This is a genomic window from Prevotella sp. 10(H) (genome assembly GCF_000711235.1).
Lineage (GTDB): Bacteria > Bacteroidota > Bacteroidia > Bacteroidales > Dysgonomonadaceae > Dysgonomonas.
In genome coordinates, this window is the sequence record NZ_JOMI01000007.1 from 351,808 (window position 1) to 364,990 (window position 13,183).

The window sequence follows — 13,183 nt, forward strand, 5'->3', positions numbered from 1 at the left end:
AATGTTAAACCTTTGCGAGTGCAGTATAGTGGCAAAAGATACGTATGCCGGAATTGTAGTTTTATAAAATGATAAGTAATTTCAGCAGGAGATTACCATGCATTTATAGATATCACACCTGTCACAATCGCCCATTCAAGAATCTCCGATAGGGGTAAGTCAAAAGATTCATAGCCTTCTTTTTCGTTGTAAGAAACACATTTGACTTTGTCGTCTATGCCGGAAGGCATCAATTTCTTTATGATGTATCCGTTTTTGGTGCTCAGGGCATATACTTCACCCCAACGGATATGTGATTTGTCTTTCCAAAATTTGCAGGCAACTATATCCTGATCCTTGATGCTTTTTCTGGGATTGCTTTCGTTTAGCATGCTGTCGCCCGAGTTGCGTAACGAAAAATCGTAATTGTCGATGAAAGGTATTATGATGGTTCGTATATTATCGTTTTTGATGGCTGAAGTGAAGCTTTTTGTCAATGAGAGAGGCGAGTCGAAAAAGGGTTTGGCTAACATGCCCGACGGCTTATGATATCCGGCCCGGTCTTCGCTGACGTTTTCATTTTGTACGGGTGATGGAATTTCCGATTTCAACATATTGCCTTGTCCAGTTAACAGCCATTCGGAATTGATATTCTCAAATGAGGATATGATTTTGCTTGTAATATCGAAAGATGGTTTTGTATGTCTTGTACCAACAATGTTTTCGGTTACACTGGCGGAAATACCTGCGGCTTTCGAGAAAGCTCTTTTATTGCCGAAATACATTTTATCTATTATTTCCTGAATTCTCTGGTTAACGGACATAAAATAATTGTTCTCAAATGTGAATATTTCCTTTCTTTTAATTTGCAATTTATTCGCAAATGTGTATATTTGCATTTGTGAATATTCACAAAGCCATAAAGATATAAATTTTTAGATTAAATATATATGGCAAAAACTACTATTGTACAAAAAAACAGACTGCCGGATTTCCTGCCACACGGTTGGAAAAAGGAAGTTGCACTTACATTGGGTATTCATGTAAATACGGTTACAAATGCTTTGAAATCCGGAAAAGGCAGTACCTATGAGAGGATCAAGCAGGTAGCCATAATAAAATGGGGTGGAGAAATTGTCCATAGATAAGAATCGTGAAGAAAGACTACAGCAGGAGACCGTCAGGAAGGTTCATTGGGCAATAAGCATTATATACGGATGAAGCGTGGGATAATCTGTCTTTTAATCGTCTTACTTCGCTTTATGGATTATCTCATAATACGCTGAAAGTACGTGTTGTTAATATATTCTCTCCAACTATTTGCTAGTCGATGCATAAACTTACAGTTACAATTAGTAGAGCAAAACCGGACAAAATTCTTTGTCCGGTTTTTATTTTTTGCACAGCTCTGTTAAACTTTTCGTACTTTTGCTATATAAACAATTTATTTGCCAGATGATAATTTTTAATACTACCTTTCATGTAGAGGATAATGTGTGTAATGAATACATCAGCTACATGAAAGAGATACATATTCCACGGGCAGCCGGAAGCGGTTTCCTGCACGATCCACGTTTTGCCCGTATTCATCCGCAACACGAAGAAAATGGCAGCAGTTATTCTCTCCAGTTCAGGGTGAAAAATATCGATACACTCAATCATTGGTTCGAAACAGAGGGATTGGCGTTGCAAAAAGAATTAACCGAACGATTTGGGAATAAAGCGCTGGGATTTGTCACATTGATGGAAGAAATAGCACTGTAATGATAGAAAAAGAACGCATCATTTTGGGGATCGACCCCGGTACACAGATAATGGGATACGGTGTTCTGCGGGTAGTGAACAATAAGCCGGAACTCATGGCTATGGGTGTGCTGCAGTTAAGCAAGTATGATGACCATTATCTGAAGTTGCGGCGTATTTTCGAACGAATCATAAGCCTTATCGATGAGTTTCTGCCCGACGAACTAGCTATTGAAGCTCCCTTTTTCGGAAAGAATGTGCAAAGTATGCTCAAACTCGGTCGTGCGCAAGGTGTAGCAATGGCTGCGGCATTGTCGCGCGATATTCCCATTTTTGAATATGCTCCGTTGAAAATAAAAATGTCGATTACCGGAAATGGAAGGGCAGCGAAAGAGCAGGTTGCCTATATGTTACAGAACTTTCTGAAAATACCGAACGAAAACATGCTTCCTCAGATGGATGCTACCGATGGATTGGCAGCCGCAGTTTGCCATTATTTTCAAACAAACAATCCCACTCAGGATAAAAAAATTACAAGTTGGAAAGATTACATCCATAAAAATCCCGGAAAAGTAAAAAAATAGAAAACTTTATGATCTACGAAGACCTTGAAATTGTTGAATACGGCACATCATGGAATTATCAGCAGCATCTGTTCGCACAGGCTATAACTGCGAAAGATAAAGGGATTCCGCCACAAAATCATCTTCTTTTCTGTGAGCATCCTCATACGATTACTATAGGTAAACATGGCAAACAAGAAAATTTACTTTTTCAGGAAACCTATCTTAAAGAAAAAGGAGTATCGCTTTTCCAGATCGACAGGGGAGGAGATATAACATATCATGGTCCGGGACAACTTGTCGGTTATCCAATATTTGATTTGGATTTTTTTGGTATAGGTTTGCGACAATACATTTTCAATCTAGAGGAAATAATTATACGCCTTCTCGCCGATTATAATATTCTTGCCGAGAGGCTCGATGGTGTAGCCGGTGTTTGGCTTGATACAACCATACCATCAAAAACCCGTAAGATTGCTGCCATAGGAGTACGTAGCAGCCGTTTTGTAACTATGCACGGATTTGCTCTGAATGTTAATACCGATTTATCTTTTTTCTCACTTATCAATCCATGCGGATTTATAGATAAGGGGGTAACATCGATGGAAAAAGAGCTTGGGTATAAAATAGATATGGAAGAAGTGAAGGGTAAAGTAAAAATTTTATTCGAAGAGATATTTACTGAAAAATTTGTATAAATAAAAGACATTATTAGCAAGAACTACAAATTATGAACTATTTATAAACCCTGCAGTGTATAAGTTTGTTAGTTAAATAATATAACTTTATGAATATAATTGATGCGGTAGCATAAATATAAACTGCCAAATAAAGAGATCGGTATTATAAATGATAAACAACAGGGATTTAAGTTGGCTTACTTTCAATGAAAGGGTGTTGCAGGAGGCGCAAGACAAGAGCGTACCTCTTATGCAAAGGCTCCGCTTTTTAGGTATTTTCTCTAATAATCAGGACGAATTTATCAAGGTGCGGGTGGCCAATATTGTGCGCCTGAGCAAGATAAGAGGGAAGAGGCAACCACGATTTTCAGGCGGATATACCGGTAAGGAACTATTGCCGCTTGTCAATTCCGGTGTATATGAAGCTCAGAAAAAGTTTATTGAGACTTATGGTAATATCCTCTGCGAAATGGAAAAGCACGGAATCCATGTTATAAATGAAAGGCAGCTAAACAGGAGGCAGAAACAATTTTGTCACGAATATTTCTCTACGATTGTAAGTCCGCGCCTTGTTCCGCTTATTTTGAAGAAAACGACCCGGATGCCTTTTTTGCAGGATAATAATATTTATCATGCTATAAAGATGAGTTCCGGCAAGCATTGTAAAAATCCCCGCTATGCTATTATACAGATACCTGTGAGCAGTTCTTGCCCGCGATTTATTGTTCTCCCTTCGGCAAAGGACAGGAACGATATCATTTTTTTGGATGATGTTATCCGTCTTTGTCTGGACGAAATATTCTTTATGTTCAATTATAAGAATATTTCGGCTTATACTTTCAAACTGATGCGGGATGCACAGCTCACACTGGATGACGATATATCGAAAAGCCTGATTGAAAAAATGGAGGACGGCTTGCAGAACCGATTGCACGGACAGCCTGTACGTCTTATTTACGACAGGGAAATGCCTGACGACCTGCTGGATATAATTTCATCGAAGCTGAAACTCAAAAATAGAGAAGGTCTGGATGCCGGAGGAAGATATCACTTGATGCGCGACCTGATGAAGTTTCCGAAGGTTAAGCCTGCTTTGGAAAGTAAAAGTCCGGAATCTTTGCAGCATCCCGATATAAAACCGTTTTCAAGTATTTTGAAGGTAATTAACAGAAAGGATATTCTGCTTAATTACCCTTATCATACATTCAATCACTTTATCGATTTTCTTCGCGAAGCGGCAATAGACCCGAAAGTAGAAAGTATTTACATTACTCTCTACAGGGTTGCTGAACGTTCAAAAGTGATAAATACCCTGATCAATGCCGCTAAAAACGGAAAGAAAGTTGTTGTGCTGATGGAATTGCTTGCCCGATTCGATGAGGAGCAGAATGTTGAATATTCCGAACTGCTTCAAAAGGAAGGCATAAAAGTCATACATGGTGCAAACGGATTGAAAGTACATAGCAAAGTAGTACTGGTAAAACGTAAAGGCAAAAGTTATGCTTATATCGGTACGGGCAACTTCAACGAATCCACAGCGCAGATTTATTGTGATTTCGGCCTTTTTACATCCAATTCGCAAATAGTTTCCGATGCAGAGGCGGTTTTCGATTTTCTGCTGAGTACACATAAGCATTTTTCATTTAAGCAACTGATGATCTCTCCTTATTATATGCGGGATCAATTTGAGAGTCTTGTTAAACAGGAAATCAAAAATGCGCAGAATGGGAAAAAAGCATATATATATGCCAAGTTCAATAGCCTGACGGACGAGGATATGATCAATCTGCTTTATAAAGCAAGTCAGGCAGGTGTTGAAATACGATTGATTGTCAGGGGTGCCTGTTGTCTTCAGCCTCAATTGAAAGGCTTGAGCGAGAATATCAGGGTGATCAGTATTGTAGACAAATATCTGGAACATGCGCGCATGGCTGTTTTCCATAATAATGGGGATGAGAAGGTATACATAATGAGTGCCGACTGGATGACGCGCAATCTCGACAGAAGGGTTGAGGTTGGAACTCCGATCCTCGATAAAAAGATAAAAAATACGCTTAAAGGCTTCTTTGATATTCAATGGTCAGATAACGAAAAAGCCCGCGATCTTACTACTTTTGGCAATAACGAATATGTTGAAAAAGGAGACAACCCGCCGTGCCGTTCTCAAATAGTCTTATACGACTTTTATAAAAACATGAATAAAGAAACGTAATGAATACTGATATTTTCGGAGCTATAGATATCGGCTCCAATGCTATAAGATTATTGATCAACAATATAGAAACAACAGCCTCGGGCGCAGACTTCAAAAAAGTCGCTTTCCTGCGCGTGCCAATCCGGCTGGGTGAAGATGTATTTACCAAAAATGAAATAAGCGAAGAGAAGAAAGAACGCCTGATAGAAGCTATGCAGGGTTTCTCTCACATCATGAAATCGTACGGCGTAACAGCTTACAGGGCTTGTGCAACAAGTGCTATGCGTGATGCAGAAAATGGGAAAGAAATTTCTGATATTATAAAGAAAGAAAGCGGAATAAAAATAGAGATTATCAACGGACAGGAAGAAGCCAATATAATATACGAAGCGGGAGCATTGAATAACTTTTTGGATAAAGACCGCAATTATTTATATGTGGATGTAGGCGGAGGCAGTACGGAGATTGTTGTATACGGTAATCAGCAACTGATTACTTCTAACTCTTTTCAGATGGGAACTGTGCGCATGCTTGTAGAAGCCGTAAAAGAGGATGAAGAAGAACGCTTCGAATCGTGGCTGAAAGATACATGCCGGCAATATGCGCCCCGGGCTATTATTGCTTCGGGAGGCAATATAAATAAGGTGCATAAGATGTTGGGGAAAAGAGAAAAGGAATTCCTCACTTATGACGAAATAAAAACCTTATATGATACGCTGAAAGACTTGAGTTATGAAGAGCGTATACAGGACTTCAAACTTAACACCTATCGTGCCGATGTTATTATTCCCGCCCTGAAAATATTCCTTTCTATAAGTAAGATATGCAGGATAGAAGAAATATATGTGCCCAAAATAGGATTGGTAGACGGTATTATACACCACCTGTATAATGAGAAGTACAGATAATTATCTGTAAATTATTATTACGGCAATTGCCAAAAATAAGCATCGTCACTGGTTGCATAAAAAGTCTTTCCGTGTGATTTCATATCGTATCCCAAGGGAACAAGTTGTATTTGCATTTTATTTGTGTTCCTGTATGCTGATTCGACATTGAAACCCGCTTTGGCACAAGCATGAAACCTGAAAAGATTTTTAGCCATATATTCGTATAAATATTCTTCGATGTTTCTCTTACATGTGTCACCGAGTTTCATCTTTTTATTATTTATCAACCGCTCACGTACTTCCGCTATACTTAACATATTATTATTTTCGTCCATTACAAATGCATTGTTTGTAGGGTCTATCCATAGCCATTTATTCAATGATTCAGCGTATACACAATTGATAACATGGCTTTCATTATCAGATTTATCTTCCGGCAGGCATCCTATAATTCTCGATTTTATTCCCATTGCTAAGTAACATTCGTTCAGTACTGTTGCTATTGCCCGGCAATTGACCCCGTTTCCTGACACTTTATGATAGTTGTATATATCTACAGCATCTATTTCACAAAAAGGCCAGTTAGGGCCATGTTTTACTTCCTTATTGACCCATACCATTAAATTTATGATCTTTGATATTTCGTCCTTATTTCCTGCTATGGAGTCGAGGTTAAAATATTTTTTTACTTCCTTCAGACGATAGTCGTCAGGTTGTGCATAGCTGAATTTCGGATAATCCTGTGTATTTTCATTCGTATATTTTCCACCCTCTCTAAGTACCTTTATAAAGTCACTGTTTTCTTTGATGATTTTCAATATCGAGGGGAAACGTTTTTCATTACGTATATTATCCAAATCACTATCGGATAATACGTGTTTATAAATTTTTAGTCCCGCATTGGCTGATTTCTCCAGTGCATCGAGAGACTGGCTTTTCTTACCTGCAAGCGCATATGCACATGCCAGACTATAATAACCAAAGAATTTATTGCTTTTTTGCCTTGCTTTATCTATTTGGGGTAGCATCTCGAAAAGCCTCATTTTTTCAGATAAATAATATGCCGTACTGTCATAATTGTTGATCTGACGAAATTTAGCTATATGCTTATCTAATTTTGTAACTTTTTCTGAATATTCATCTGTTGTGATTTGTGCAGAAACGCTTACTACTGAACACAGAACTAAAATAACACCGATAACTTTCCTCATAATTATGTTTTATTTGTACTATAAATAGACGAAAAAAGAAATGGGGTGTTACATTTTTAGTTCTATTCTCATGATTTTTCTGCTATATGGTTTATCTATATTGTGGAAAAGCTTTTAGTCATTAGCTGATAGCTTTGAGTTCTTTGAATTGGAAATCGGCGGAGCCAAATGATAGTAGTTACAAGTTACTTCGCCCTGCGGGCAGTTACAAGTTACAGTTTTTTAAATTGACAGTTGACAACGTGCATGTTTTTATATTGTCAATTATCACTTCTCAATTGTCCGCTCAAAATGTTACTTTTGTTACTTTTTCAATTTTAGCATGATAGCTGATACCTATCAGCTATCAACTAATGGCTATAAATCCGTTACTTTTGTTACTTTTTAACTATATATTGTTAATAAAAGTGAAAATAAGACTGTGTTTTTGTATAGCAGATATATAAGTAAAGCTTATGGGTTGAATATATTAAAGGCTGATTGAAAATATAACGCTTCTTTTTGTGGATTTTTCTGTTGAGGTTTATCTATATAGAGTAATCTTTATTGGATAAGCTATGAAAAAAATATTCGTGTTACTTTTTTTATTGGTGAGTATTGTTTCTTATTCTCAGGATAAAGATAGGGTTGATTCCGATATATTTATAGATTTTGATACTATCCCTCAATTTCCCGGAGGAGAGGAAAAGATGTATGAGTTTATAAAAAAGAACCTGATATATCCCATATCAGCTTTAGATGCGAAAGTGGAAGGCAGAGTAACTACTCGATTCGTTGTAAGAGCCACAGGAGATATTACAGATGTGCAGGTTCTCAGAGGAATTCATCCTGATTGTGACAGTCTGGCTGTAGAAATAATCAGATCGATGCCGAAGTGGATACCGGGAAAAAAATCAGGTTTCAGCATTGATACAAAGTTTACATTACCCATAATTTTCCGCTTACCGGACGACGGTATTGCCGATGGAGAGCAAATACGCTTTACGGCAGAATATATGCCTTCTTTTCCCGGAGGAACCGATGAAATGTTCAAATTTATAAAAGAGAATCTCAGATGGCCAGATGGTGATGCCTGTTTTCAGGGGAGAGTGACGGTTCGTTTTGTCGTAAATAAGAAAGGAAAAATAGTAAGGCCGGAAGTTGTTCGGAGCGTTACACCTAAGGCAGATAAAGAAGCGCTTCGAGTAGTTGGTATAATGCCCGACTGGATTCCGGGCATGCATAATGGTGAGGCGGTGAATGTATATTATACAATACCGATTGTTTTCAGATAGAAGTAATAAAAAAAGCCTGCGCGAGAGGCAGGCTGTTTATCAATATATTTTAAGAGCGGGGTTCTGCAACAATATAATATCTGTTTCTGTATATAGCATACAGGCATATGTTTGAAGTGGGGGTCTCCCATATTTCTACAGGATATTTCTCATTGTACCGAGGGTAAATATTATCACCCAATTTATTTTTGAATCTTTTATTGTATTCATCCCATAGTGTTGTTTCTCTTACATCTTCTCCTTCATATCTGGCAATACTTTTGCCATAAATAAGGGTGATGTATTCATGAAAGAACGATTCGGTTAAAGCTCTCGCTTCTTCTTGTATGGATTCATCTTCACTATCCATTGCTGCACAGAAATCATAATTATCTATATCCGGTAACAAAGAACTTTCGCTTTTAGTTCTTCCTGTCTTGTTCAAACCGTGTATTTGTGTGCTGTGAGGCATGATGTCGATGCATGCATATTCATATTCGGTATCGGTATCTTTAGGGAATGGGCTGATAGTAAGCCATATCCCATTCCATCGCAAAGAGCCGTCATTTGTTTCTACTTTTCGGTGTGTAATATAGTAATGGTTATTCCGGTTAGAGTCTTTCCAATCTATAGAAAAGAAGTCTTTGGTTGGCTTTATGACTTCATATTCTATTTCTGCTTCACCTATAAGCTCGCCGTCCTTATATCCTGCAGCAGATACTTTGTTCTTTCCTAGCCTGTAGTCTGTTATTTCTATATCTCTTTCGTCACTGTTATCAGGAATTGTAATGATTCCATTCCACCAAGTCCCATTACAGCTGAATACTACTTTGTCGTAAGATTCCCACAATAAGTCTTTATCTAAGTCGATACTGACTGTTAATCTTTCAAATGGTGTAATCGTTGTTTTGCTGGCTTTTAGTTTTAATGTAATGTCAGGCTCCGGGATGATATTATCGTCATCCGAACATGAAATGAAAGAAATGCTTATTAGGGCAATTAGAAATAAGCTACAGAAAAGGTTTTTCTTCATAATTGTTAGATTTGATTATATGGATATATTGTCCCTATAAAAGTACAAAAGATCTTCCTAATAAAGAAAGATCTTTTGTCTAAAATATTATGATTGTATCAATATCCTCTGATTGCTTTTATTCCCGGAAGAACTTTTCCTTCAATGAATTCGAGTAATGCACCGCCACCGGTAGATACATAAGACACCTGATCGGCAAGGCCGAACTTGTTAACGGCAGCAACAGAGTCGCCCCCACCTACAAGCGAAAAGGCTCCGGTTTTCGTAGCAGCAGCAACAGCTTCGGCAGTTACTTTAGTTCCCTGTGCGAAGTTGTCGAATTCGAATACGCCTACAGGGCCGTTCCATAGGATTGTTTTAGATGCCATAAGTACATCTGCAATTTCTTTCTCGCCTTTAGGGCCTACATCGAGTCCCATCCATCCGTCAGGAATTGCATTTGCATCTGCGAATTCAGATTTAGCATCGTTGCTGAATGCATCCGCTATTTTAGCATCGCTTGCGATAACAAGATTTACACCGTTAGTTTTTGCCTTAGCCACGATTTCGTTTGCCAGATCGAGTTTGTCATCCTCTACCAGTGAGTTTCCGATTTTGCCGCCTGCAGCTTTAATGAAAGTAAATGCCATACCTCCGCCGATAACAAGGTTGTTTACCTTATCAAGCAGGTTTTCGATAATGTCAATTTTTGAAGAAACCTTAGCACCGCCAATGATTGCAGTAAACGGACGTGCAGTATCTTTCAATACTTTTTCAACTGCATCGATTTCTTTCTGCATCAGGTAACCGAACATTTTGTGCTCAGCATCGAAATAATCAGCGATAAGGGCTGTAGAAGCGTGTGCACGATGGGCCGTACCAAAAGCATCGTTTACATATACATCTGCATATGAAGCAAGTGTCTTAGTAAACTCTTTCTGACTTTCCTTGATAGCTTTCTTTGCAGCAGCTTTTTCGTCATCGCTTGCATCATCTGCAAGTCCGCGAGGCTTGCCTTCTTCTTCAGCGTAGAAGCGAAGATTTTCAAGCAACAAAGCTTCTCCGGGTTGCAGGGCAGCAGCTTTTACTCCGGCTTCTTCACCTACACAGTCGTTTGCAAACTGTACATCAACTCCGAGAAGTTCAGATACATGTGCAAGTATGTGCTTCAGTGAGTATTTTTCTTCTACACCTTTAGGGCGTCCAAGGTGAGATGCGATAATCGGACTACCGCCGTCGGCTATAATCTTCTTAAGAGTTGGCATAGCAGCACGGATGCGGGTGTCGTCTGTGATGTTGAAGTCGGCATCCAATGGTACATTGAAGTCAACTCTGACGAACGCTTTCTTTCCTGAGAAATTGAATTTGTCAATTGTAATCATGATTATTTCTACTTAAATATATAATTAATATTATTGATTATCAATATGTTGTTTGTTCTGATCTCCTGCTTTTAAAAGCGGTACAAATATACTAAATTATACGATAGATTTGCTTAACGAAAAATGAAAATAACGTGAATTTGCAGAGAATATGTTATTTAATCTTTCGTTTGCTATTCAGAGTTTGCAAAAGTTGGGTTAATGAAGTATTGCTATTGATTAAATCACTTCTTCTTGTTATATCAGTAGGGGTTCTGCTTTTTGATAGTTTTTCATAACTAGTACAGTTACGATGCCGAGTAGAATTAGCAGACTTGTCCTTACAATAGAAAATATAAGGACTCTGATTATGTCGTAAGTCGATTCCGGTGCAAAGAATGCTACTATAAACTGGAATCCATAGACACCAATACTTACAATTAAATATAAAGTCCACCACCATTTTACCAGGCCCGGTTTCAGCTTATCTTCATACTCTTGTTGATGTTCACACATTATATGTTTCTCCCATAGGTATTTATCCGTCTTTTCATATAATTCCATCATTATCCGGTAGGGAATATATAGGTTCATAATAGGTATAAACCATCCCTTTGTAGCCCAGCTATCATCATATGCGCATTCGTTTGTCAATATCCCCAGATTGTAATATGCCCGCCTGAACCATTTTATAAAAGTTATGATGGATGTAATAATTACCGTAAGATATAATAGTGTTGTGAAGCGGGATATAAAGAAGTTTATTTTGTATAAGTAATAAGTAGATTCTGATGCGTATCCATTTTCGCTAATAATCTTATTTACAATAAAAATACTGATATTGAATAATAGGATAAATATATTAAGTCCAAGTATAAGCCACATCGTAGCAATTGCATACCTTCCTCTTTGTTCGTTAGGTCTTAATTTATTTGTCATGTTTGTCTTCTTAGTATTAATTTATGTAAGTTGTAAAACTACAAAAATTAATAATATGGTGTTCAATACCTATTAATATTAATTGCTGAGGTGATTACCCGTCCGGCTTAATTTTTTTTAACTCCGAATTATCGCTTTTCAGATTTAACATTTCTATTTTTGTCGTGCTTAGTAAATAAGAATAATTTGCACTTACAATAAGTATAGGTTATTTTTGTTTTATCATCAGGAAAATCAAACAACGAAATATAAACGAAAAACAGAATAAAAGTATGGCGCAGGTTGACATTCGGGAACTTACCGAAAGAATACAGAGCAAAAGCTCATTCGTAGAAGCCCTCACAATCGGTATGGATCAGGTGATTGTGGGACAAAAGCATCTTGTGGAATCACTCCTTATAGGTCTTTTGGCCGACGGGCATATTTTACTTGAAGGGGTGCCGGGATTGGCAAAGACTTTAGCAATAAAATCTTTAGCGTCTTTAATCGATGCGAAATATCATCGTATACAATTTACCCCTGATTTGCTGCCTGCCGATGTGATAGGTACTATGATCTATAGCCAGAAAAATGAAGAGTTTTTAGTAAAGCACGGGCCTGTATTTTCTAACTTCGTATTGGCGGATGAAATAAACCGTGCTCCGGCTAAGGTGCAAAGTGCTCTACTGGAAGCGATGCAGGAACGTCAGGTAACAATCGGGGAAAATACTTATAAATTACCTTCTCCATTCCTTGTAATGGCTACGCAGAATCCTATCGAACAGGAAGGTACATATCCGCTGCCTGAAGCACAGGTAGACCGTTTCATGCTGAAAGTGGTAATCAATTATCCGAAGAAAGAAGAAGAAAAGCTTATCCTTAGAAACAATCTTACAGGTGATTATGGCAAGCTATCTCCGGTAATGAAAGCAGATGAAATTATTAGTGCCCGCGAAGTGGTGAGAGATGTTTATCTGGATGAAAAGATTGAGAAATATATCGTCGATATCGTATTCGCAACGCGTTTCCCTGAAGAAAACGGACTAGACTCTCTGAAAGGCATGATTGGTTTCGGAGCTTCTCCGCGTGCCTCTATCAGTTTGGCTTTGGCTTCCCGTGCATATGCATTCATCAAGCGCAGAGGTTATGTGATTCCGGAAGATATTCGTGCTGTATGCCACGATGTATTGCGTCACCGTATCGGTTTGACATATGAGGCAGAAGCGAATAATACGACTTCTGAAGAGATTATAAGCGAAATATTGAATAAGATTGAAGTACCTTGATTTTAGCTTTTAGCCGATAGCTTTCAGCTATTAGCTTTTTATTAATGTATATTGAGGCTATTGGCTAACGGCTAATAGCTAACAGCTAAAATA

Annotated in this window: 13 protein-coding genes; 8 read left to right on the forward strand and 5 right to left on the reverse strand. The window is 38.0% G+C overall.

Going from position 1 to position 13,183, the window contains the following annotated elements; all coding sequences use genetic code 11:
* Positions 1-92: 92 nt before the first annotated feature.
* A complete protein-coding gene (locus K348_RS18835; protein ID WP_156032883.1) occupies positions 93-803 on the reverse strand; it encodes a S24 family peptidase in 711 nt (236 codons plus the stop codon).
* 126 nt (positions 804-929) lie between these two features.
* Between K348_RS18835 and K348_RS0112980 the strand changes: the two genes are divergently transcribed.
* From K348_RS0112980 to K348_RS0113005, 6 genes are all read left to right on the forward strand, one after another.
* A complete protein-coding gene (locus K348_RS0112980) occupies positions 930-1,127 on the forward strand; it encodes a hypothetical protein (RefSeq protein ID WP_029905378.1) in 198 nt (65 codons plus the stop codon).
* 307 nt (positions 1,128-1,434) lie between these two features.
* Positions 1,435-1,743 carry a DUF4286 family protein gene (locus tag K348_RS0112985; RefSeq protein ID WP_029905380.1) on the forward strand — a complete coding sequence of 103 codons (309 nt, stop codon included), beginning with the start codon at positions 1,435-1,437 and terminating at the stop codon, positions 1,741-1,743.
* A 2-nt stretch (positions 1,744-1,745) separates the two neighbouring features.
* Positions 1,746-2,306 (forward strand): crossover junction endodeoxyribonuclease RuvC, encoded by a 561-nt coding sequence (ruvC, locus tag K348_RS0112990; RefSeq protein WP_029905382.1) that lies wholly within the window; start codon positions 1,746-1,748, stop codon positions 2,304-2,306.
* Positions 2,303-2,983 carry a lipoyl(octanoyl) transferase LipB gene (gene lipB, locus K348_RS0112995; protein ID WP_369793898.1) on the forward strand — a complete coding sequence of 227 codons (681 nt, stop codon included), beginning with the start codon at positions 2,303-2,305 and terminating at the stop codon, positions 2,981-2,983. Before ruvC ends, lipB begins: the two co-directional genes overlap by 4 nt.
* A 151-nt stretch (positions 2,984-3,134) precedes the next feature.
* Positions 3,135-5,177: a polyphosphate kinase 1 gene (ppk1, locus tag K348_RS0113000; RefSeq protein ID WP_029905385.1), complete on the forward strand. Its 2,043-nt coding sequence runs from the start codon at positions 3,135-3,137 to the stop codon at positions 5,175-5,177.
* Positions 5,177-6,067, forward strand: coding sequence for a hypothetical protein (locus K348_RS0113005; RefSeq protein ID WP_029905386.1), 891 nt, complete (start codon positions 5,177-5,179; stop codon positions 6,065-6,067). Before ppk1 ends, K348_RS0113005 begins: the two co-directional genes overlap by 1 nt.
* 17 nt (positions 6,068-6,084) lie before the next feature.
* On the opposite strand, the gene K348_RS0113010 is transcribed toward K348_RS0113005, so the two are convergent.
* Entirely contained in the window at positions 6,085-7,260 is a 1,176-nt protein-coding gene (locus tag K348_RS0113010; RefSeq protein ID WP_029905387.1) for a transglutaminase domain-containing protein, read from the reverse strand.
* Between the two features lie 557 nt (positions 7,261-7,817).
* On the opposite strand from K348_RS0113010, the gene K348_RS0113015 reads away from it, so the two are divergent.
* Positions 7,818-8,534, forward strand: a complete 717-nt coding sequence (locus tag K348_RS0113015; RefSeq protein ID WP_029905388.1) for an energy transducer TonB — start codon at positions 7,818-7,820, stop codon at positions 8,532-8,534.
* Positions 8,535-8,583: 49 nt separating this feature from the next.
* Here K348_RS0113015 and K348_RS0113020 read toward each other — a convergent pair whose 3' ends face one another.
* The 3 genes from K348_RS0113020 to K348_RS0113030 all read right to left on the reverse strand — a co-directional run bounded on the left by K348_RS0113020 (position 8,584) and on the right by K348_RS0113030 (position 11,825).
* Positions 8,584-9,546 (reverse strand): hypothetical protein, encoded by a 963-nt coding sequence (locus K348_RS0113020; RefSeq protein ID WP_029905389.1) that lies wholly within the window; start codon positions 9,544-9,546, stop codon positions 8,584-8,586.
* Between the two features lie 98 nt (positions 9,547-9,644).
* On the reverse strand, positions 9,645-10,907 hold the full coding sequence (gene pgk / locus K348_RS0113025; protein WP_029905390.1) for a phosphoglycerate kinase: 1,263 nt from the start codon (positions 10,905-10,907) through the stop codon (positions 9,645-9,647).
* A gap of 237 nt (positions 10,908-11,144) precedes the next feature.
* Positions 11,145-11,825 (reverse strand): DUF4328 domain-containing protein, encoded by a 681-nt coding sequence (locus K348_RS0113030; RefSeq protein WP_029905391.1) that lies wholly within the window; start codon positions 11,823-11,825, stop codon positions 11,145-11,147.
* 272 nt (positions 11,826-12,097) lie between these two features.
* Here K348_RS0113030 and K348_RS0113035 point away from each other — a divergent pair, with 272 nt between their 5' ends.
* Complete coding sequence (locus K348_RS0113035) at positions 12,098-13,090, forward strand: MoxR family ATPase (protein ID WP_029905393.1); 993 nt, start codon at positions 12,098-12,100, stop codon at positions 13,088-13,090.
* Positions 13,091-13,183: the final 93 nt, after the last annotated feature.